We start from the raw sequence: 20,561 nt of genomic DNA on the forward strand, positions 1-20,561 counted from the left end.
GGGACTCGCGGAGATCGAGGGGGCGCCGTTTCGCGGGACGAGGACGGCGTGCTGCGCGTCCTCGAGCGTGGCGTGGACGCCGAGGTGCTGGCCCTGGGGGCCATGAGCGGTGAAGCCGACGAGTGCACGTGCGGCATGCCCGGCGTAGTCGCCGTCACGGGTGGCGACGAAGACGTCGGCATCGGCCTGACGCCAATCGAGCGGGCGCTGCACGACAGTGTCGCAGCAGAGAACAGGTGACAAAAACAAACTTTCAGATGGTGTGCCGGGCGTCTGGTGTGACGCGGACCTGGCACGCGGTGACAAGGCTGCGAATCTGCAGCCGGTCCGGCCGTGAAACGCCCTCCAACTCTGGAGAACGTCGATACAGCGGACCTTCCCCGAACTGGGGTTCCCCCACTGTAGCACGTTCTGAGCGGGACGCCGTCATCGGCAACAGCGATGCCCACTCACGGCCGATCTGCGGGCCTGCTGTCGTCGAGCACATCGCCGCCGGGGCGCACGGGGGCGTCGTCGCGCACATCGATGCGGGTGACCCCGTCGCGCTTGGTGACATCGATGCGTGCAGCCGCATCCGCTTCGACAGCCCCCGGTGCGGCCAGGAGCTGATCGCGGCGCTTCTCCTCATCGGTCATCTCGTGGTCTTCCATCCCTCCACGGTAGGGATCCGCTGCCCGCGGCGGGCGGGGTTTACAGGGCGGCCGCGCTGCGCTACCACACGCGCGGCCGCCCAGGGTGTCTGCAGGGGCGCGCTCCTACACTGGGGCAACCGACGTCGCAGATCTGCAGAGAGGAAACCATGTCCGAGCAGACGACCGCGCTGCGCGCCGCACGGAGTGTGGAGATGCTGCGGCTGGCCGAGGCACGTCTGGCCCGCCGGCGGCAGACGGACTGCGGGCCGAGCGAGACCGCCCGCGCGGCGATGCGCTACATCCTGGAGTGCGACGACGCCGGGCAGCAGGTGACACCGACGGCCATCGCCGAGCACCTCGGAGTGTCGACCGCGTCGGTGACCGGCATGCTCAACAGCTTGCGGGCCGGAGGGCTGATCGGCTTCCGGGCCAACCCCGACGACGGCCGCAGCAAGTTCGTCGTGCCCATCGACCGCACGTCGGAGGTGGCGGACGTCGATCCGCTCACCGCTCACATCCGCGATATGGCCGAGCAGCTGACGGAGAACGAAGCGCGGCACATCGCCGACTTCCTCGAGCTGGTGCGGGCGGCCGTCGACCGCGAGTGCGCCTGATCAGCCGAGCGCGTCGGCCGTCACCGTTCCTGGAGCAGGCTCGGGAAGCATCCGCAGCCCGTTGGCGCTGCTGGCCTCCTGCATGAGCACCTCGATCCACTCGCGGTTCATCGACGGCGGACGGCTGCCGTGGAACTGGAAGACGATCGGCACGGCGGGATGGATCCAGATGCTGCAGCTGACGTGGGGCTCGGCATGGTGGAACATGAACGGCTCGCCTCGGCGAAGCTTGTTCATGAACACGACGCGCAGGTGCGCAAGAGCGCGGTCTTCGATGTCGAAGGACCTGTTGCCGCTGCCGTAAACCAGTTTTCCCACGATTCGACCGTATCGGCTGTGGCGCGCGCAGCCAATCCGGCGAGGCTGCCTAATCAGTTGACGGACTGTTGCGACGGACTCAGCGGGGGATGGTGCGCGATGGGGATGGGCTTGGTGCGCCGCGACACCGCAGGCGGGGAGAACAGGTCGTGCGCCACGCGGACGACTTCCTCCAGCGTCTCATGACGGCTGGTGCCGGTGCGGGCCGCGACCCACACCGCCTCGTACGGCCCTTCGACGGTGAGCTCCACGTACGCGAGGAGAGCCTGCGCCGCGTTGTCGGCCGCCTTGTCCAGCAGCCGCCATGCGTTGTGGCCCATCGGCTCCACCCGGACGCGTCTGGTCGAGTGGTCCATCGCGTTACTCGAATCGTGCGGCGGGGCGCACACGGTCCCGCGTGAGGCGGTGGCCGGGGCGGGCGCGCCGGGGGTCCGTGCCCGGCGGTGCCTCGGCTGCGCGAGAGGAGAGGATGCCGTCCCGTCCTCGAATCTGCTGGCGGGGACTGTGGGGTCGTGCGGGGGAATCCATGGTCGAACCTCCACCCTCGAGGGTGCCCACGGCTCCTGTCGGTGGGGAGGGGATTGACAGTGCCGCCGGCCTCGGTTAGCCGGGTGCAGACCACCCGGGCGCCCGCGTCGGGCGCGTCGTGAGACACGTCACATTTCGCCATACGGCGGCCAGGTCGCCACCCCCTCCGCGCCGCGGTAGCGCAGCCGGCGACACAGGCCGACACATTCGGCATCCCGCCGCGACGGCCGGTGCTCGAGCCTGCCTACGCTGACCCCACCCGCCGGGCCGGCTCCCGGTCAGGGCTGCACAGCACTGAGAGAAAGCGGCACACCATGTCCTCGTATCTTCCGCTCCGTCCGGCCGCGGCCACCCTCGCGGCCCTGGCGCTGATCACCCTCACCGCCTGCGCCGCCCCCGCTGCCGGGCCCGGCGGCTCCTCCTCCGGTGAGCCGGTCGAGGGCGGCACGCTGGTGTACCTCGAGCACCAGGCGCACACGACGCTCTACCCGCCGTCGGCCGGGTTCTACCCGAACGGGGGCATCGTCAACAACGTGCTGGACCGCCTGGTCTGGCAGGACCCCGAGACGCGCGAGCTGAAGCCGTGGATCGCCACCGACTGGGAGGTGAACGCCGACGCCACCCAATACACCTTCAACCTGCGCGACGACGTCACCTTCTCCGACGGCACAGCGCTGGACGCGGCGGTCGTGGCGAAGAACTTCGACCTGTATGGACTGGGCGATCCCGACCGCGGGCTGACCGTCTCGGAGGCCATCAACAACTACGAGCGCAGCGAGGTCATCGACGACGACACCGTCGTGTTCCACTTCTCCGCCCCGTCGCCGGGGTTCCTGCAGGCGACGTCGACCAACAACTCCGGGCTGCTGTCTGCGGAGACCCTCGACTTCACCCTCGAGCAGTTCGCCCCGGGCAACTCGGCCGAGGTGATCGGCTCCGGCCCCTTCACCATCACCGAGGAGACCATCGGCTCGACCCTGACGCTCACCGCGCGCGACGACTACGACTGGGCGCCGCCGGACCGCGCGCACCAGGGCCGGGCCCACCTGGAGGCCGTGAAGATCACGGTGACGCCAGAGGACAGCGTGCGCGTGGGCGCCCTGCTCTCGGGCCAGGCCGACTACGTGCGCTACGTCGAGGCGCAGGACGAGGCGCAGGTCGAGGCGGCGGGCTTCACCGTGTACGCACCGCAGACCGGCGGCGTCACCAACCACCTGAGCCTGCGCCCGCGCGGCGAGATCCTCTCCGACATCCGCGTGCGCCAGGCGATCATCGCGGGGGTGGACCGCGCCGAGGTCGTGGACACGATCTACACCGAGAAGTACCCGCTGGCCACCTCCATCCTCGCCCGCACCGCGCCGGGCTACGTCGATACCGACGAGGCGTTCGGCTACGACCCGCAGCGCGCCGCCACGCTGCTCGACGAGGCGGGCTGGGCGGAGGGCTCCGACGGCATCCGCCAGAAGAACGGACGGCCGCTGACCCTCGTCGTGAACGAAGCCGCCCCGCAGCCGCGCTCGTTCGAGGCGCTGACGCTCATCAGTCAGCAGCTGAAGAAGATCGGCGTGGACCTGAAGATCCTGAAGGCGGACGCCGGTTCGGCCGCCGAGGCCGTGCGCGACGTGGACCAGGTGCAGATCTACCACTCGATGGTGGCCCGCGCCGACCTCGACGTCATCAAGAGCCAGTTCCACTCGCAGAACCGCAACGCCCTGCTCAACCTCGACTACGGCGACGGCTCGATCGGCGACCCGCAGCTGGAGGACCTGCTGCAGGCGGTGGCCTCCGAGGCGGACCCGCAGGCGCGTCTGGCGGACAGTGCCGAGGCGCAGCGCTACCTCGCCGACGAGGCCTACGTGCTGCCGCTGTTCGAGGAGCCGCAGGTCTACGGCGCCTCCGACCGCGTGCACGGCGTCACGTTCGAGTCCGTCGCCCGCCCGAGCTTCTACGAGATCTGGCTGGACGACTGATGCGCTATCTCGCCCGGCGCACCGGCCAGGCGGTCATCGTTCTGCTGGCCGCGTTCACGGGGGCGTTCCTGCTGCTGCAGGCCCTCCCCGGCGACGCGATCATGATCAGATACGAGAACCCGGAACTGGGACTGTCGCCCCAGCAGATCGCCGAGGTGCGCGAGAGATTCGGCGTGGACACCCCGCTGCCGGTGCAGTACGTGCACACCCTGCTCGGGTTCTTCGCCGGCGACTTCGGCTACTCGCTGCAGACCGGCACCCCGGTGCGGCAGCTGCTGGGCGAGGCGCTGCCGCACACCCTCACCCTGGGGGGCATCGCCCTGGTCGTGGCGGTGCTGCTCGCCGGACTGATCGCGTTCGGATCGAGCCTGCCGCGCCTGCGGTGGCTGCGCGATGTGCTGCGCTCGCTGCCGCCGCTGGTCGTCTCGATTCCCACCTTCTGGCTCGGCATCATGCTCGTGCAGGTGGTGAGCTTCCAACTCGGGTGGGTCTCGGTGATCGCCCCCGGCCCGGTCGAAGGGCTCATCCTCCCCGTGATCACGCTCGCGGTGCCGCTGTCGGCGCCGCTCGCGCAGATCCTGGTGCGCAGCATCGACGATGTGTCGGCGCAGCCGTTCGTCGCCGTCGTGCGCGCTCGGGGCGCATCGCCGGCCTGGATCCTCGGCCGCAACGTCGCCAAGAACGCGATCCTGCCCACCCTCACCATGGCCGGACTGCTGCTGGGCGACCTCATCGGCGGCGCGGTGCTGACCGAGACCGTCTTCGGCCGCCCCGGCATCGGGCGCATCACCGAGCAGGCGGTGGGGCTGCAGGACATCCCGGTGCTGCTGGCGGTCGTCGTGCTGGCGGCGGCGTCCTTCGTCGTGGTGAACCTCATCGTCGACCTGCTGTACCCGGTGCTCGACCCGCGATTGGCCGCGCGCACCCGAGAAGGAGTCCCCGCATGAGCACGCAGACCCTCGCCGCGCTCGGTGATCTCGTCGACGACGCGGCATCCACCCACGCCCGCCCCGCCACCTCGGCCCCGCCCTCGCGCCGCGCCCGCGGTCGCGCCCGGCTGCGGCGACTCCGCCCCGGCGTCATCCTGGCGTGGGGCGTGCTGGCGGTGGTGGCGGCGTGGGCGGTCGCCCCCGGGCTCTTCACCCCGCTCGACCCGATCGCGGGCGACGCCGCCGCGGCGCTGCAGGCGCCCAGCGCGCTGCATCCCTTCGGGACGGATGCCACCGGGCGCGACATGTTCGCCCGGGTCGTGCACGGCGCCGTGCAGACGCTCTCCGGAGCGCTGGTGGCCGTCGCCGTCGGGCTGGTCGGCGGCACCCTGCTCGGAGTGGTGGCCGGTTCCGTGGGCGGGTTCCTCGACGACGTGCTCATGCGGGTCGTCGACGTGCTGCTGGCCATCCCGGGACTGCTGCTGGCCCTGAGCTTCATCATCATCCTGGGCTTCGGCACGGTGCAGGCCGCGATCGCGGTGGGCATCGGCTCGATCGCCAGCTTCGCCCGACTCAGCCGATCGGAGGTGCTGCGGGTGCGCGGCACCGACTACGTCGAGGCCGCGTTCGCCAGCGGCGGCGGATTCTGGACCGTGCTGCGCCGCCACATCCTCCCGAACTCACTCACCCCTGTGCTGGCGCTCGCCGCCCTGAACTTCGGCGCGGCGATCCTGGCGATCTCGGCGCTGGGCTTCCTCGGGTACGGCGCGCCGCCGCCCACGCCGGAATGGGGGCTGATGATCGCGGAAGGACGCAACTACATCGCCACCGCGTGGTGGTTGACGACCCTCCCCGGCCTCGTCGTGGTGATCGTCGTGCTCAGCGCCAACCGGCTCAGCGCCGCGGCGGCCGAACGGGGGAGGCGGTGATGACCCGCGAGGTGCTGCAGGTGTCGGGGCTCGACGTCTCCTACGACGTGGCCGGTGACGCGGTCACCGTGCTGCGGGGCGTCGACGTCGCACTCGGCCCCGGCGAGGTGCTGGCCGTGGTCGGCGAATCCGGTTCGGGCAAGACGACGCTGGCGCAGGCGGCGACCGGCCTCCTCGCCGCCAACGGGCGCGTCACCGCGGGACGGGTCACCCTCGGCGACCTCGACGTCACGGGATGGACCGACCGGCAGTTCCGCAGCGTGCGCGGCACCCGCATCGGCTGGATCCCGCAGGACCCGCACAGTTCACTCAACCCGGTCGCGCGCATCGGCGACAGTGTCGCGGAGGTGCTGCGCGTGCACCGCTGGAAGGACGAAGCGGCCCGCCGCCGTCGTGTCGTGGAGCTGCTCGACCGCGTCGGCATCCCCGAGCCCGACCTGCGGGCGCGGCAGTACCCGCATGAGCTGTCGGGGGGGATGAAGCAGCGCGCCCTCATCGCCGCAGCCATCGCGCTGCAGCCGGCGCTGCTCATCGCCGACGAAGCCACCAGCGCGCTCGACGTGACGGTGCAGAAGACGATCCTCGACCTCATCGACGACCTGCGGCGCGAGCACGGCACCGCGGTGCTCATGGTGACGCATGATCTCGCCGTCGCCGCCGACCGCTCGCACCGCATCGCGGTGCTGCAGGGCGGGCGGCTGCAGGAGGCCGGGGACACCGCCCGGGTGCTGCAGGATCCGCAGAGCGCGTACACCCGGCGTCTGCTCGCCGACGCGCCGTCGTTCGACACCGCGGTGCGACCGGCGCGCGAGCGGGTGGACGGCGCGGTCGGCGCGGTGGGCGCAGCGGAGGCCCGGATGGAGACCGAAGCGCCGGCGATCACCGTCACCGGCCTCTCGCAGCACTTCCCCCGCGGGCGGCGGCGCGAGCCGCTGCGAGCCGTGGACGACGTGTCGTTCACGGTGGCGCGGGGCACCACCCACGCGATCGTGGGGGAATCCGGCTCGGGCAAGACCACCCTGGCGCGCATCGTGATGGGCTTCCAGCGGCCGACCGCCGGCAGCGCCGTCGTCGCCGGGCACGAGGTGGCGCGGCTGCGCCGGGCGGATGCCGCAGCGTTCCGCCGCGACGTGCAGATGGTGTACCAGAACCCCTTCGCCTCGCTCGACCCACGCCAGAGCGTCGGTGCGATCGTCGCCGAACCGCTGCGGAACTACGGCGTCGGCGACCGCGCCGAGCGCGCGCGTCGCGTCGCCGACATGCTCGAGCGCGTGGCGCTCCCGCCCGACCTGGCCGCCCGCCGCCCGCGGGAGCTCTCCGGCGGCCAGCGGCAGCGCGTGGCGATCGCCCGCGCCCTGGTGCTCGAGCCCCGGGTGGTCGTGCTCGACGAAGCCGTGTCGGCGCTGGACGTGACGGTGCAGGCGCAGATCCTGCGGCTGCTCGACGAACTGCAGCAGGACCTGGGCGTCACCTACCTGTTCATCTCGCACGACCTGGCCGTCGTCCGCCGCATCAGCGACACCGTCTCGGTGCTGCGCGCCGGCCGGATCGTGGAGAGCGGCACCACCGAGCGGATCTTCACCGATCCGCAGACCGAAGACACCGCACGGCTGCTGGCCGCCATCCCCGGCGGCATCCGGCAGCCCGCGCCGCCACCGGCGGCCGTGCCCAGAGAAGGAGTACCGGCATGACCCTGCGTCTGGCCCTGTTCACCCGTCTGCTCGACGACGCCGGCCCCGGCGAACGATTCCGTCTCGCTCTGGAGCAGATCCAGCAGGCGGAGCGGTTCGGCATCGGCCGCGCCTGGGTGGCGCAGCACCACTTCCGCGGCGCGGAAGGCGGCCTGCCGTCACCCTTCGTCTTCCTCTCCCACGTCGCCGCGCGCACCGAGGCGATCCGCCTCGCCACCGGTGTGGTGACGCTGCCGCTGGAAGACCCGGTGCGCGTCGCCGAGGATGCCGTGGTCGCCGACCTGCTCTCGCAGGGCCGCATCGACATCGGACTCGGCAGCGGCGGCACCCCGTCGTCGTTCACGCCGTTCGGCCTCGATGCGAAGGACAAGGCCGCGCTGTTCGATGACAAGCTGGCGACGCTCCAGACGGCCCTCGACGGCGGCGACCTCGCCGGTGGCGCGCGGCTGTACCCGCCGGCGGGCACGCTCGCCCGCCGCATCTGGCAGGCCACCTTCTCCGCTGCCGGCGGCACGCGCGCCGGCGTCAGCGGGCACGGATTGATGCTCTCGCGCACCCAGCCGCGTCCGGCCGATCGGCTGGATGCCGCGCTCGCCGAGGTGCAGCTGCCGATCATCGACGCCTACCTCGCGGCGCTGCCCGCCGGTCACCCTCCCCGCATCACCGCGTCGCGCACCGTGTTCGTCGCCGACGACCGTGACGAGGCCCGTCGCCACGCCGAGGTGGGGCTGCGCCGCGGCGCCGAGGGACTGCGCCGCAGCGGGCAGGTGATCCCCGACGGCGACCTCGATGAGCTCATCCGGGCGACCGACACCCACATCGGGACGCCCGACGAGGTCGCGGCGTCGCTGGCAGCCGACCCGGTGCTCGGCCAGGTCGACGAGGTCGCGTTCCAGGTGCACTCCGTCGACGCGCCGCACGAGCTGGTGCTGCGCTCGATCGAACTGTTCGCCACCGAGGTCGCGCCCGCCCTGGGCTGGACGGCCCCGGCATCCGCCCCCGCCCGTCACGAATGGAGCACCGTATGACCGCCTTCCCGATCGACGTGATCGACGAACTCGCCGGCGTCGCGCCCGGCTCCGCGCTCGACACACTGCGCCGGCGGCGCCCCGTCACCCGGGACCAGGCGCAGGAGAGCTTCGCCGCGCTGTTCGTCCCGCGCGATGACAGCGAGCTGCCGCTGGCCGACCGCCTGCTGATCGCCGCGTTCGCCACGCGCCTCACCGGCGACGACGCCACCGCCGCGTTCTACGCCGCGCACGCCGCGCAGGCCGACCCCGAACGTGCGGAGGTCGTGGCGGACGCCGCCGCGCAGGCGATCGCCCCCGGCCCGTTCGGCCGGTACCGCGAGCCGGGGCTGCAGGCCGAGAGCACCGAGGGGCTGCGGTGGCGGGCATCCGCGGAGCAGCGCGCGGCCGTCGGAGACAGGCTGACCGCCGCCCTCGAGCACGCGCACCTTCTGGTGCTGCGCCCGCGCGAAGCGGATGCCGCGGCGCTGGCCGCGCTGACGGATGCCGACTGGTCGGTCGACGCCGTCGTCACCCTGTCGCAGCTGGTGGCGTTCCTCGCCTTCCAGCAGCGGGTCGTCACCGGCCTGCAGACCATCGCCGAGGAGGCCGCAGCATGAGCATCGACACCCCCATCGACACGGCCGACGAGGCCGTCGACACCGCCGTGCCCGCCGTGACCGCCGTGACCGCCGTGACCGCCGTGCCCGCCGTGCCGGATCGCTTCACGCGCGACCAGGTCGGCTGGACCCCGCACCTCGAGCCGAAGCCCCTCGCCGACCTCGACGAGCGCGATCACGCGGGTCTGGTCGATCGCGGCCGGGCGTCGAGCGACTACTTCCGGCTGCTGGTGCGCGATCCGGAGATCCTCGGCGCCCGCACCCGCGTCGACAAGGACATCTTCTACAACACAGCCGGCGGCCTGCCGCGTGCCGAGCGGGAACTCGCCGCCACGGCGGCATCCCGCCTCAACGGCTGCGTCTTCTGCGCGTCGGTGCACTCCCGCTTCGCCGCGCACCACTCCGGTCGCCCCGACGACGTCGACCGCCTGCTCCGCGAGGGCGTCGACGCCGACCTCGGCGAGCGGTGGAACGCGATCGCCGCCGCCGCCGTCGCCCTGACCCGCACGCCGTCGGCGCTGACCGTCGACCACGTGCGCCGGCTGCGGGACGCCGGCCTCGACGACCTCGCGATCGCCGACGTCGTCCACGGCGCCGCCTTCTTCAACTGGGCGAACCGGCTGATGCTGTCGCTCGGCGACCCCGTCGCCCCTGCCTGACCCCCGCCCGCCTCGCCCCGCCGCCCCGCCGCCCCGCTGGGCGGGGCGGGCCGAGCAGCTCGAGTGTCGCTTCCGCACGGTGGCGCGGGGCGGCATCCGCCATTCGTGACACTCGAGCGGCGCTCTGCGGGCGGCGGCGCTGCGAGCGCTCCTCGGGTGTCGCGTCCGCACGATGGCGCGGGGCGGCGCCCACCATTCGTGACACTCGAGCGGCGGCGCACCGCAGGGCGGCGCGGGCGCGCGGCAGCGCGCTGCGGCGCGGGCGGATGCTCGAGTGTCGCTTCCGCGCGGTGGGGCGTGGTGGCACCCGCCATTCGTGACACTCGAGCAGCGCCCGCGGTGCGCACGGGGCGGGCGGGACGTTCCAGTGTCGCTTCCGCACGGTGGGGCGTGGTGGCACCCGCCATTCGTGACACTCGAGCAGCCCCAGCCCTCGCCCCAGCCCCAGCCCAGCCCGCCCCAGCCGCGGGCCCGGCGGCCCCGCGACCGCGCGGGCGGACGCGGCGGTCAGGCGACGGGGAAGTTGTCGCGGAAGAGGGGCTCGGGGTCGTAGCGGCGCTTCACCTCGCGCAGGCGCGCCAGGGTGGCGGGTGGGAAGGCCTGGGCGACGAGCGCCGGATCGGTGCGCGACTCGAAGCTGAGGTAGAGGCCGTCGAAGTGCGTCGCGAGGGCATCCCACAGCTGGTCGAAGACCGGGCCGCGGCCGATCGCGGTGACGGAGAACCCGGCATCCCGATGCGCGTACGCGGTCGCGTCGGGGGCGACGTCGGCCACCGCGCCGCCGACTGAGCGGATCTGGAACCACGGGGTGGCCCCCGAGGCGATCAGCGCCGCGATCGCGTCGGCGGCGTCGTCGAGAGTGCGCAGCAGCCCGGAGCGGAACCGCGGCTCGCCCTGCCCGTCGTGCGTGGCGTCCGTCGCATTCGCCATGACCGCAGCGTAGGTGGACAGCTGCACCGACTGCCCGACCAGCGGGGCCAGCTGCGCGAACGGCTGGAGCCGCTCGATGATCGTGTCGGGGTCGGGCTGGTCGACGACGCCGTACACCTGGGCGAGGGGCGGCTGCCCGCCGCGGCCGGCGGCGAGGATCGCGAACAGGGTGACGTCGCGCGGGGACGCCTGCATCGTCGCGCCGAACCCGCGCACGAAGTCCGCCATGTCGGTGGCGTCGAAGGCCAGCTGCACCCAGCCGAGCTCGCCCACCGGCATCGCCTCGAACTCGAACGCCGTGACGACCCCGATATTGGCGCCGGCGCCGCGCACCGCCCAGAACAGGTCGGGGTTCTCTTCCGCGCTGGCACGCACGACGGTGCCGTCGGCGAGCAGCACGTCGGCGGCGACCATGCGGTCGATCGTGAGGCCGTGCTCGCGAGTGAGGAACCCGATGCCGCCCGCCGTGGCGAGGCCGCCCACGCCGACGCCGCCGTAGTCGCCGCTGGAGATCACCCAGCCGTGGGGCTCGAGGGCGCGGGCGACCTCGCCCCAGCGCGCACCGGGCTCGATGCGCACCCGCCGGGTCGCCTCGTCGAGCACCTCGATCCGCGACAGCGCGCCGAGGTCGATCACGATGCCGCCGTCGTTGGTGCTGCGGCCGCTGATGCCGTGACCGGCGCTGCGGATGCCGAGGGGGAGGTGCCGATGCCGGCGGGCGAAGGCGAGGGCCTCTGCCACCTCGCCGACATCTCGCGGGCGCAGCACGAGGCCCGGGGCGCCGCCGCGCATATAGGTGGAGCGCACCGTGCGGTAGCCGAAGTCGCCCGGTTCGACCGCGGTCTCCCGCAGCGACGCGGGCAGGTCGTCGTAGGCGATGCCGTCGCGTCGCTGCGCCAGCGCGCGGGCGCTGCGGCCGGGTGCGGTGTGGCCCGTGCGGGTGCGCTCGGCGGCCACGGCCTCGCGGACGACCGGGATCGTCTCCGCCGCGAACCGCTCCAGCATCGCGGGATCGTCGCTGCTGACGATGAACGCCGACATCCCGTCGCCGAGAGCCAGTTCCACGAGCTGCTCGGCGGACTCCCCGCCGGAGATGTTCAGCAGGCGCCGCACCTCGCCGGGGTGACGCCCGGCGGCAGCGGCCGCGTCGTCGATGCGGGCGTTGCCGACGGCGAGGTCGCCGGGCTGCATGTACGACAGCGACGGCAGCCAGCCGTCGGCCTTGCGACCGGTGAGGCGCAGCATGCGCGGCTTGTAGGCGCCGAGCCAGATGGGCACCTCGTGCGCGGGGGCGGGGCCGCGCTTGGCGCCGTGCACGGGGTAGTGGTCGCCGCCGTGCACCGCACCGCGCTCGCCGACCGCCCAGAGCTCCCGGATGAGGTCGATGGCTTCGCTCAGGGCTTCGACGGACTCGCCCGCGGTCAGCCGCGGCACGCCCATCGCTTCGATCGCATCCCAGAACGCCCCCGCTCCCAGCCCCAGATTGAGCCGTCCGCCGGAGAGGAGATCGAGGGATGCCGCGGCGCGCGCCAGCACCGGCGCCGGGCGCAGCGGCAGGTTCGTGACGTTGGGGGCGAGCTGGATCGTCGAGGTGGCGGCGGCCGCGTACGACATCAGGGTCCACGTGTCGAGGAACCGCGGCTGGTACGGATGGTCTTGGAAGGTGGCCAGGTCGTACCCGAGCTGCTCGCTCAGCTGGGTCAGCTGCACCACCTGCCGCGGGTTCGCCGCGGAGGGGGTCAGGAAGGTGCCGAAGAGCAGGTCATGTCCGTAGTCCACACCCGCCGCAACACCTGAGCGCCGCGATTGCTTCCCGCGCCCGCGCGCGGGCGGCTAAGCCTGGCGCAGCGATGCCACCGCCCACGGCTGCAGGTGCAGGTCGAGGTCGAGGGCGCCGTCGGCGTCCGCCGTGAGGGTGAAGCGCCGCAGACCCTCCGCGACCTCGCGCAGCGACGCCGTCTGGGCGGGGGAGAGGTTGAGCGGCTCTCCCATGCGGTGCCACGCCTCGGCCACGTCGCCGTGGTCGAGGTCGACCACCTCCACGAGGAACGCCGTGCCCGGGACCAGACCGCGGACGCGGTGGCGGATGCGGCGGGACGGACCCCGCTCCCGCAGCTCCCGCGTCGCCGCGTAGGACGTGCGCGACCCCACGGACTGCAGCCCCATCTCGTCCGGGTAGTTGAAGAACACCCCCGACACCGCCCCGGAGCTGCTGTCGCCGGTGAGCACGCCGTGCTCGGTCGACAGCAGCCGGCGGTCGCCCAGGCGCGCGAGCGCGGCGAACGCGTGGAAGGTGGGTTTGCGGATGCCCTGCTCGTTGACGACGCCGAACCCGCCGTGGAACGGCCCGATGCCCGCACCGCCCTCCTCGAACACATCGGTGAAGGTCCAGTAGGAGATGGACTCGGCCAGGTCGGTGCACTGCAGGTAGGCGCGGGTGATGTAGGTGGCCGCGAACACCGTGTCGTGGATGCTGTCGCGGCTCGACGGTGTGGTGGACCACTCGGTGATGTGCACCTCGGCATGCGGATACGGCCCCGCCGCGACCAGCCGTCGCAGCAGTGCGAGGTCGTCGCGCGTGGCGTCGGCGTACCGGCTGATGAGCGTGGCCTTGCCGCTCACGGCGTACGCGTAGTCGGTGGGATAGACGTGCGTGGTGACGAAGTCCACCGGCAGGTCGCGCGCGGCGCACCACTCCAGGAACTCCTCGATCCACACCGGCCGCCACTCCAGCGCGTCGACGTCCGTCGCGGCCGCGGTGGCGTGCTGCACGTCGCGGTCCTCGGTCTCGCCGTCGTAGCGGGAATCGGGCACGAACACGCTCGTCGACGGGCCGCCGACCTGCAGGTCGGGGTGGATGGCCTTGATCGCGCGGGCGGTCGCGGCGTAGAGCTCGAAGTACTGCGTCTTGGTGCCCGTCCAGAAGTGGGGGACGAGGTTCGGCTCGTTCCACACCTCGAATTTCCACCGGCGCACCTCGTCGAGTCCGTAGCGCCCGATCCAGTGCTCGACGGTGGCGGCCACCAGGCGCACCCACGCAGCCATGTCGTTCGGCGGACTCGCGTGGGCGCCCCACCAGAACACCGTGGCGTGGTCGGTCGCGAGCTCGCGTGGCATGAATCCGAGCTCGACGAACGGGCGGGCGCCGGAGGCGAGGATGAAGTCGAAGACCTTGTCGACGTAGCTGAAGGTGTGGCGCTCGCGTTCGAGGGCGCTGTCGGGGCCGAAGCCGCCGCCGTCGCGCACGCGGTACACGAACATGTCGTCGTGGAAGAGCCCGTGGAAGCGCACCGACCGCATCCCGAGGGTCTGCACCGCCTCGGTGAAGTGCTCCCGCCAATCGGCACGCAGCGCCTCATTTGCCCGCCCCGCGCCGACGCACTCGTTCCACACGTGCGTCAGGGCGCGGTCCTCTGCGGCGTGACCGTCGATCTCGATCGCGGCGAGCGGGCGGTGCCGGCGAGCGGAGTCGACGTCGAGGTCGATGATCGCGCGGGCGGTCGAGGTCACCGGCTGCTCCAGAGGGTCGGGACGAGGGTGGCGTCGGTGTGCAGCTCCTGCCGCCCGGGGGCGCTGCGCGCGGCCCAGAGGAGGCCGCGCTCGATGATCGTGCGCACGCTGGCGTCGCGCAGCACCGCGAGGCTGTGGCCGGCGGTGGTGACGAAGACCCGTCCGCGGTCCCACCGCCGCGTCCACACCGCGGGTGACGGCGCCGACCAGCGCGCCGGCCCCTCGAGCAGACCGGGCTGGCCGGTCGTGGCGAGGACCTCGCCCGGATCGTCGGCGACCAGGCGCGGACGGTCGGTGCGCAGGGTGAAGTCTTCGAGCCCCGCGGTGATCGCATGGCGTCGCCCCGCGGAGGTGAGATCGACCGTGTGGCACCGCAGGGCGTCGCCGTCCGCCGTCGCCGCCACGACGGCTGGGGAGACGAACGCCCCGCCCACCAGCTCCCGATAGGCGCGTGACCCGGGACAGGTGTCCAGGATGCCGGCGTGCCATCCCGCCAGCCCGGTGCCCCGCTGCACGGCGCGGCGCAGCCCGGATACGGCGTCATCCGAGACGGGCGAATCCGTCAGGCATTGCAGCACCAGGTCGGTGGCCGACATGGCGTCGTCGTCGGTGTAGACGTCGGCGGATGCCTCGATGCGAACCGTGAAGCCGGCGGCTTCGAGGAAGGGCAGGAACATCTCGGTCGCGTCGACCGGACGGTATCCCGCCCCACCGCCTCGGACGATCAGCGCATGGCGTGCGGTCATGGTGGGCCTCCTCCGCGTCGGTGGGGAATGGGCAACAGCCCGCTCACGATGGCACCGGGGCATTGCGCCGCGCCCGCTTTTTGCGCAAAAATGCCCGGCATGACATCGACGCCCCGGGCCACGCTCGCCGATGTGGCGGCGGAGGCCGGGGTGAGCGTGTCGACCGCGTCCCGTGCGCTGCGCGGTCGCGGGGAGATGGCGCCCGAGACGCGCATGCGCGTGCGCGACGTCGCCGCGGCGCTGGGGTACGCGCGCGCCGCCGAGCCCCGGGGGAGGCCGCGCAGTGGGACCTCGCGCGTGTTCGACCTCGTGCTCGGGCACTTCCACGACCCGTACACCGACGAGGTCACCGCCGGGGCGCGCACGGCGGCGGCGCGGCTGGGCTATGACCTCGTGCTCACCGCCGAACGTGACGACCCGGCCGACGACTGGCCGGTGCGCGTGCGGTCGCGGGGCTCGGCGGGCGTCATCCTCGGCCTGATCCTGCCGACGGCGGGACAGGTGGCGACGCTGCGTGCCGCCGGCATCCCCATCGTGCTGCTGGAGCCCCCGGGCGAAGGTGCGGAGTCCTTGCCTCGCGTGCGCACCACCGATCGCGCCGGGGGAGGCGCCGCGGCCGAGCATCTGGTCGCCCGGGGAGCGCGGCGGTTCCTCGTGATCGGGGGATCGCCGTCCTACCGCTACGGACGGGCGCGCGTGGAGGGATTCGTCGCCGCGCTGGGGCGGGCGGCGCCTGGAGTGGTCTGCGTGCGGACCCGCGCCGACTGGAGCGCGTGGGATGCCCGGAGGGCATGCGCCACCGGGCTCGCCGAGCTGGGCGGCGACGGCCCCATCGGCGTCTTCGCCTGCTCGGACGAGATGGCCGCCGGCGCCTACCGTGCCATCGCCGACGCCGGGCTGAGCGTGCCGCGGGACGTCCTCGTCGTCGGGTTCGACGACGTGCGCGGCGCCCGCTGGCTGCACCCGCCGCTGACCACGGTCCGCCAGCCCATCCGCGAGATGGCCGCCGCCGCGGTGCAGACGCTGGCCGAGACGGTGGCGGGACGCCCGACGGGGCATCGCGTGGTGGAGTTCGCGACCGAACTCGTCGCGCGCGGCTCCACTGCTGTGGTGGCCCCTTCCGTGTCAGAGCTCTGACGCGGCACCGTTTTCGATCTTTTCGTCGCCGACGGCGGCGAAGTCTGTACCATTCGTGGGATCTTGCCAGGACGGGCCCATGGCCCGCCGGTGCCGCGTTGCGAAGGAGCAGTCGCCGATCATGCCGCCGTTGATGACCCGCACCACCGCCCCCAGCTGGGAGGACGGGATGATCGTCGGCAGCGGCCGAGTGGGCGCCGTGGTCTACGGCGAGGCGGGCACGCAGACGGTCTCGCTCGCCCACGAGCACTTCTTCATCCCCGCCCACCCGCGACCCGGCGCCCCCGAGCTGGCCGCGTCGCTGCAGACGCTGCGGGAGGCGGTGCTCGCGGGCAGGAGCGCCGATGCCGGGGCGGCGATGATGGCGGCCGCCGTCGCCGCCGGATCGCCGGAGGATCTCGTCTGGACCGACCCGCTCGGCATCTGCGCCACCCTGACGCTGTCGGTCGGCGGCGCGGGACCCACGTCGCGACGCACGATGGACCCCGTGCACGGCGAGGTCGCTGTGCACTGGGATGTGCCGGCTGTCACGCTGCACGCCGGCGCGCCGCGGGGCGGGCAGCAGGTGTGGCTGGTCGTGCGGGCTCGCGCGGCGACGACGGTCGACCTCGAGCTGCGCCTCGGGGCCGGCGCGCGGCCGGAGACCGGCGCCACCGGGTACGCGCGCTTCCTGCGCCCTGTGGTGACGGCCGGCGACACCGGGTCGCTCGTGGCATCCACCGGCGATCCCGACCGATCCGCGACGGTCGTCGTGCGCACGGGCACGCCCTGGACCGCGTCGGAGTCGGGTGGGGCGGTGCGCACGCGCCTCCATGTGCCCCCCGCGGGGGAGGCGCTCATCCGCATCGACGTGTGGGTCGGTGCCGCGGCCGACGGGCCGGGGGTGGATGACGGCGCCCCCGATGGCGGGGAGGCGCTCCGGGCGCGCACCGCGGCGCACGCCGCGCTGGTGCGGCGGTCCGCGTTGCGGCTCGGAGGCGTGGGCGGCGAGGAAGAGGTGCGCCGCGACGAGTCGACCGACGAGGAATCGACCGAGGACCTGTGGCGCCGCGCTCGGGCCGGTGATGCGGCCGCCCGCCGTCGGGTGGTGGCGACGGCCTACCTGGCCGGTCGCGCGCACGCGATCGCGGGGACGGGCGAGCTGCCGCCGACGCTGCAGGGGGTGTGGCAGGGCAGCTGGGCGCCGGCCTGGTCGGCCGACTACACGCTGAACGGCAACGTGCAGAACGGCGCCATGGCGGGGCTCATCCCGACCGGCACTCCCGAGCTCGCGCGGTCGCTGCTGAACCTCGTGCTGCCGCACCTGCAGGATTACCGTCGCAATGCCCGCCGCATCCTCGGGACCGAGGGCATGCTGCTGCCCGCCCGCATGTCGACCCATGGCGAGGCCAGCCACTTCTCGGCGGAGTTCCCCCACGTGTTCTGGACGGGGTGCGGCGGGTGGGTGCTGCGGACGGCGGCGGACATCGTGGCCACCACCGGCGACCGGTCCATCGTCGACGACCGGCTGTGGGAGCTCGTCGAGGGCGTGCTGGTGCTGGCAGAGCAGGCGACGGTCGGCGCGGACGGGCGGCGGCATCTCGTGCCGAGCTATTCGCCGGAGAACAGCCCTCCCGGCGGCGCGCCCCTCGTCGCCGACGCGACGATGGACATCGCCATCCTGCGCGACGCGGCCCGCGCGGCCGCCGTCCTCGCGCGGGCGCGCGGCGACCACAGCCTCGACGAGCGCTGGCAGCGGCTGGTCGAGAGCCTTCCGCCGTACCGCGTCGCCGCGGACGGCACGCTGGCGGAGTGGATCGCCGACCTCTGGCCGGAGAACCACGCCCACCGTCACACGTCGCAGCTGTACCCGCTCTGGTACGAGGCGGACGAGGCGTTCCTGGGTGACAGCCACGGGGCCGACGCGCTGCGCCGGGCCGCGGAGGCGACGATCGACGCGCGCATCGCGTGGCGGGCGGGCGACCCCACCGCGCCACCCGGGCGCATGGAGATGGCTTTCGGGCTCGTGCAGCTGGGTCTGGCTGCGGCGGCCCTCGGGCGCGCCGACGCCGCGTTGACGTGCGTGGAATGGCTGGCGCTGGAGCACTGGACGCCCGCCCTGACCACCACCCACGACGCCGGCCGCCTGTTCAACCTGGATGCCGCAGGCGGGCTGCCCGCCGTGGTGGCGGCGATGCTCGTCGCGTCGACGCAGGACGAGATCATGCTGCTGCCTGCCTTGCCGGCGGAGTGGCCGTCGGGCTCGGTGACGGGACTGCGTGCCCGCGGCGGCATCGTCGTCGACCACCTCGCCTGGGATGCCGATGCCTGCACCGTCACGCTGCGCCGTCTGCCGGAGGCAGCGTGGCTGCGGGCGGACGGACGCGCCGGCCTGCGCGTGGGGCGGGCGCCGGTGCTCGCCGGAGCCGTCGGCGACGCGCGGCACGAGGTCACCATCGGTGTGGAGCCGACGACGTGGCGCTTCGCGCGCGCGACGGCGGGGGCCGCGGCATGAGGGCGTCGGCGGCCCGGGCGCTGCCGCTCGGGAGCGTGCAGCTGACAGGCGGCGAGTTCGACCGTCGCCGCGCGGTGAACCGCGACTACCTGCTGTCGCTGACGACGGCGAACCTGCTGCAGAACCACGATCTCGAGGCGGGGTTCTGGGATCGCTCCTGGCAGCTGCAGCCCTCGTCGGACGACCCTGCAACGCGCGGGGTGGGACGTCACGCCGGCTGGGAGTTCCCCACCGGCCAGCTGCGGGGCCACTTCGTGGGGCACTGGCTCTCGGCCGCCGCCCGCGAGGCGGCGGTCACCGGCGACGCCGTGCTGTCGGCACGGGTCGGGGAGGTGCTCGACGGCCTCGAGCGCTGCCAGGCGGCCAACGGCGGGGAGTGGGTCTTCGGCATCCCGCCGCGCTACCTCGACCTGCTGGCGGCGGGCCGAGAGGTCTGGGCGCCGCAGTACACGATGCACAAGACCTTCATGGGACTGGTCGACGTCGCCCGTGACCTCGGCGACCCCCGGGCCGTGCGCATCGCGCAGCGCGCCGCGCAGTGGGTCGCCCGGTGGTCCGCGACGTTCGCCCCCGAGCAGTGGGACGACATCCTCGACGTCGAGACCGGCGGGATGCTGGAGGTGTGGGCCGACCTGCTCGACCTGACCGGCGATGGGATGTTCGCGGACCTGCTGCACCGGTACGACCACCGGCGCCTGTTCGATCCGCTCCTGGCCGGCGAGGACGTTCTGACCAACCGGCACGCCAACACCACCATCCCGGAGGTGCTGGGCGCCGCCCGCGCCTACGAGGTGACCGGTGAGGAGCGGTGGGCCGAGATCGTGCGGGCGTACTGGCGGTGCGCGGTCACCGATCGCGGCACGTTCTGCACGGGCGGTCAGACATCGGGGGAGATCTGGACCCCGCCGCACGCCTTCGCCGCCCGCCGCGGCGACAAGACGCAGGAGCACTGCACCGTCTACAACATGATCCGTCTCGCCGACGTGCTCTACCGCTGGGACGGCGACTCGGCGTACCTCGACTACATCGAGCGGAACCTGCACAACGGCATCCTCGCCCAGCAGCATCCGGGCACCGGGATGGTCACCTACTTCCTGCCGCTGCACCCCGGCGCCCGCAAGGCCTGGGGATCGCCGCTGGAGGACTTCTGGTGCTGTCACGGCACCCTGGTGCAGGCCCACACGCGGCACAGCGCCCTGGCCTTCTACGCGCAGGACGACGCGCTCGTGCTGGCGCAGTACCTCCCGGCGCGGGTCGAGGTGCCGCACGCCGGCGGCACGCTGCGAGTGCAGCTGGCCGGCAGCGAGACGGCCGCGCGCGTCGGACCCGACGCCAACGGCGGCGACGCCGGAGCCCGCCACCGTCCGGATTCGTGGGGCTTCTCGCTGACGGTCGAGTCGCCCCCCGGAGCCGTCGCGACCGTGCGGCTGCGCCGCCCCGACTGGTGCGACGGCGACCCGGTGGTCGTCGGCGAAGACGGGCGGGATGCCGACGTCGTCACCGGCCCCGGCGGGCACCTCGAGCTGACGCACCGGGGCGGGCGCGCCGTGTACGAGATCACCCTGCCGATGCGGCTGCACACCCTCGCCATCCCGGACGAGCCGGGAACCGTCGCGTTCGCGCGGGGCCCCGTGGTGCTCGCCGGCCTCGTCGACCACGACGTGCGGCTGCACGGCGATGCGCAGCGCCCCGACACGCTGCTGGCCGCCGACAACGAGCGCCAGTGGACGCAATGGCTGAGCGGCTACCGCACCGTCGGCCAGGAGCGTTCCATCCGCTTCCTGCCGCTGTCCGAGATCGTGGACCAGCCCTACACCGTGTACTTCCCGCTTCACCCCGACTGACCG

At 73.2% G+C, this 20,561-nt stretch carries 18 protein-coding genes; 12 read left to right on the forward strand and 6 right to left on the reverse strand.

What is annotated here, in order from left to right; all coding sequences use genetic code 11:
* The first annotated feature begins 48 nt into the window (after positions 1–48).
* Entirely contained in the window at positions 49–240 is a 192-nt protein-coding gene (locus NQ165_RS05070; RefSeq protein WP_257526273.1) for a hypothetical protein, read from the forward strand.
* Between the two features lie 209 nt (positions 241–449).
* Here NQ165_RS05070 and NQ165_RS05075 read toward each other — a convergent pair whose 3' ends face one another.
* Complete coding sequence (locus tag NQ165_RS05075) at positions 450–650, reverse strand: multidrug transporter (protein ID WP_257526272.1); 201 nt, start codon at positions 648–650, stop codon at positions 450–452.
* Positions 651–799: 149 nt separating this feature from the next.
* Between NQ165_RS05075 and NQ165_RS05080 the strand changes: the two genes are divergently transcribed.
* Positions 800–1,246, forward strand: a complete 447-nt coding sequence (locus NQ165_RS05080) for a MarR family winged helix-turn-helix transcriptional regulator (RefSeq protein WP_257526271.1) — start codon at positions 800–802, stop codon at positions 1,244–1,246.
* On the opposite strand, the gene NQ165_RS05085 is transcribed toward NQ165_RS05080, so the two are convergent.
* A complete protein-coding gene (locus tag NQ165_RS05085) occupies positions 1,247–1,564 on the reverse strand; it encodes an ATP-dependent DNA ligase (protein ID WP_257531916.1) in 318 nt (105 codons plus the stop codon).
* Between the two features lie 53 nt (positions 1,565–1,617).
* Entirely contained in the window at positions 1,618–1,920 is a 303-nt protein-coding gene (locus tag NQ165_RS05090) for a hypothetical protein (protein ID WP_257526269.1), read from the reverse strand.
* Between the two features lie 486 nt (positions 1,921–2,406).
* Between NQ165_RS05090 and NQ165_RS05095 the strand changes: the two genes are divergently transcribed.
* From NQ165_RS05095 to NQ165_RS05125, 7 genes are read left to right on the forward strand one after another with little or no spacing between them, the layout of a single operon-like run.
* Positions 2,407–4,062 carry a TIGR04028 family ABC transporter substrate-binding protein gene (locus tag NQ165_RS05095; protein WP_257526268.1) on the forward strand — a complete coding sequence of 552 codons (1,656 nt, stop codon included), beginning with the start codon at positions 2,407–2,409 and terminating at the stop codon, positions 4,060–4,062.
* The gene (locus NQ165_RS05100) at positions 4,062–5,009 is read left to right on the forward strand and encodes an ABC transporter permease (RefSeq protein ID WP_257526267.1); all 948 of its coding nucleotides are present in this window, start codon (positions 4,062–4,064) and stop codon (positions 5,007–5,009) included. The genes NQ165_RS05095 and NQ165_RS05100 overlap by 1 nt, the downstream gene beginning before the upstream one ends.
* Positions 5,006–5,920: an ABC transporter permease gene (locus NQ165_RS05105; RefSeq protein ID WP_257531918.1), complete on the forward strand. Its 915-nt coding sequence runs from the start codon at positions 5,006–5,008 to the stop codon at positions 5,918–5,920. The genes NQ165_RS05100 and NQ165_RS05105 overlap by 4 nt, the downstream gene beginning before the upstream one ends.
* Positions 5,920–7,611, forward strand: coding sequence for an ABC transporter ATP-binding protein (locus NQ165_RS05110; protein ID WP_257531921.1), 1,692 nt, complete (start codon positions 5,920–5,922; stop codon positions 7,609–7,611). Before NQ165_RS05105 ends, NQ165_RS05110 begins: the two co-directional genes overlap by 1 nt.
* Positions 7,608–8,639 carry a putative FMN-dependent luciferase-like monooxygenase gene (locus tag NQ165_RS05115; protein ID WP_257526264.1) on the forward strand — a complete coding sequence of 344 codons (1,032 nt, stop codon included), beginning with the start codon at positions 7,608–7,610 and terminating at the stop codon, positions 8,637–8,639. The genes NQ165_RS05110 and NQ165_RS05115 overlap by 4 nt, the downstream gene beginning before the upstream one ends.
* On the forward strand, positions 8,636–9,238 hold the full coding sequence (locus tag NQ165_RS05120; protein WP_257526263.1) for a CMD domain protein: 603 nt from the start codon (positions 8,636–8,638) through the stop codon (positions 9,236–9,238). Before NQ165_RS05115 ends, NQ165_RS05120 begins: the two co-directional genes overlap by 4 nt.
* On the forward strand, positions 9,235–9,897 hold the full coding sequence (locus tag NQ165_RS05125; protein ID WP_257531923.1) for an alkylhydroperoxidase domain protein: 663 nt from the start codon (positions 9,235–9,237) through the stop codon (positions 9,895–9,897). The genes NQ165_RS05120 and NQ165_RS05125 overlap by 4 nt, the downstream gene beginning before the upstream one ends.
* A 507-nt stretch (positions 9,898–10,404) precedes the next feature.
* Here NQ165_RS05125 and NQ165_RS05130 read toward each other — a convergent pair.
* Genes NQ165_RS05130 through NQ165_RS05140 form a run of 3 tightly spaced genes read right to left on the reverse strand, consistent with a single transcriptional unit; the run spans position 10,405 to position 15,083 of the window.
* A complete protein-coding gene (locus tag NQ165_RS05130) occupies positions 10,405–12,606 on the reverse strand; it encodes an LLM class flavin-dependent oxidoreductase (RefSeq protein WP_257531925.1) in 2,202 nt (733 codons plus the stop codon).
* A 54-nt stretch (positions 12,607–12,660) separates the two neighbouring features.
* Positions 12,661–14,337: a beta-xylosidase gene (locus NQ165_RS05135; protein ID WP_257526260.1), complete on the reverse strand. Its 1,677-nt coding sequence runs from the start codon at positions 14,335–14,337 to the stop codon at positions 12,661–12,663.
* Complete coding sequence (locus NQ165_RS05140) at positions 14,334–15,083, reverse strand: ThuA domain-containing protein (RefSeq protein ID WP_257526259.1); 750 nt, start codon at positions 15,081–15,083, stop codon at positions 14,334–14,336. Before NQ165_RS05140 ends, NQ165_RS05135 begins: the two co-directional genes overlap by 4 nt.
* A gap of 99 nt (positions 15,084–15,182) precedes the next feature.
* Here NQ165_RS05140 and NQ165_RS05145 point away from each other — a divergent pair, with 99 nt between their 5' ends.
* From NQ165_RS05145 to NQ165_RS05155, 3 genes are all read left to right on the forward strand, one after another.
* Entirely contained in the window at positions 15,183–16,220 is a 1,038-nt protein-coding gene (locus tag NQ165_RS05145) for a LacI family DNA-binding transcriptional regulator (protein ID WP_257531927.1), read from the forward strand.
* 133 nt (positions 16,221–16,353) lie between these two features.
* Positions 16,354–18,714 carry a glycoside hydrolase family 95 protein gene (locus tag NQ165_RS05150; protein WP_257531930.1) on the forward strand — a complete coding sequence of 787 codons (2,361 nt, stop codon included), beginning with the start codon at positions 16,354–16,356 and terminating at the stop codon, positions 18,712–18,714.
* Positions 18,675–20,558 carry a glycoside hydrolase family 127 protein gene (locus NQ165_RS05155; protein ID WP_257531932.1) on the forward strand — a complete coding sequence of 628 codons (1,884 nt, stop codon included), beginning with the start codon at positions 18,675–18,677 and terminating at the stop codon, positions 20,556–20,558. The genes NQ165_RS05150 and NQ165_RS05155 overlap by 40 nt, the downstream gene beginning before the upstream one ends.
* Positions 20,559–20,561: the final 3 nt, after the last annotated feature.

The organism is Microbacterium sp. zg.Y1084 (assembly GCF_024623595.1).
Taxonomy (GTDB): Bacteria; Actinomycetota; Actinomycetes; order Actinomycetales; family Microbacteriaceae; genus Microbacterium; species Microbacterium wangruii.

Coding starts and splice junctions, on each gene's coding strand:
- NQ165_RS05110 (WP_257531921.1), top strand. CDS start 5,920: ATGACCCGCGAGGTGCTGCAGGTGTCGGGGCTCGACGTCTCCTACGAC.
- NQ165_RS05095 (WP_257526268.1), top strand. CDS start 2,407: ATGTCCTCGTATCTTCCGCTCCGTCCGGCCGCGGCCACCCTCGCGGCC.
- NQ165_RS05150 (WP_257531930.1), top strand. CDS start 16,354: ATGACCCGCACCACCGCCCCCAGCTGGGAGGACGGGATGATCGTCGGC.
- NQ165_RS05100 (WP_257526267.1), top strand. CDS start 4,062: ATGCGCTATCTCGCCCGGCGCACCGGCCAGGCGGTCATCGTTCTGCTG.
- NQ165_RS05075 (WP_257526272.1), bottom strand. CDS start 650: ATGGAAGACCACGAGATGACCGATGAGGAGAAGCGCCGCGATCAGCTC.
- NQ165_RS05125 (WP_257531923.1), top strand. CDS start 9,235: ATGAGCATCGACACCCCCATCGACACGGCCGACGAGGCCGTCGACACC.
- NQ165_RS05145 (WP_257531927.1), top strand. CDS start 15,183: ATGACATCGACGCCCCGGGCCACGCTCGCCGATGTGGCGGCGGAGGCC.
- NQ165_RS05080 (WP_257526271.1), top strand. CDS start 800: ATGTCCGAGCAGACGACCGCGCTGCGCGCCGCACGGAGTGTGGAGATG.
- NQ165_RS05120 (WP_257526263.1), top strand. CDS start 8,636: ATGACCGCCTTCCCGATCGACGTGATCGACGAACTCGCCGGCGTCGCG.
- NQ165_RS05115 (WP_257526264.1), top strand. CDS start 7,608: ATGACCCTGCGTCTGGCCCTGTTCACCCGTCTGCTCGACGACGCCGGC.
- NQ165_RS05105 (WP_257531918.1), top strand. CDS start 5,006: ATGAGCACGCAGACCCTCGCCGCGCTCGGTGATCTCGTCGACGACGCG.
- NQ165_RS05140 (WP_257526259.1), bottom strand. CDS start 15,083: ATGACCGCACGCCATGCGCTGATCGTCCGAGGCGGTGGGGCGGGATAC.
- NQ165_RS05090 (WP_257526269.1), bottom strand. CDS start 1,920: ATGGACCACTCGACCAGACGCGTCCGGGTGGAGCCGATGGGCCACAAC.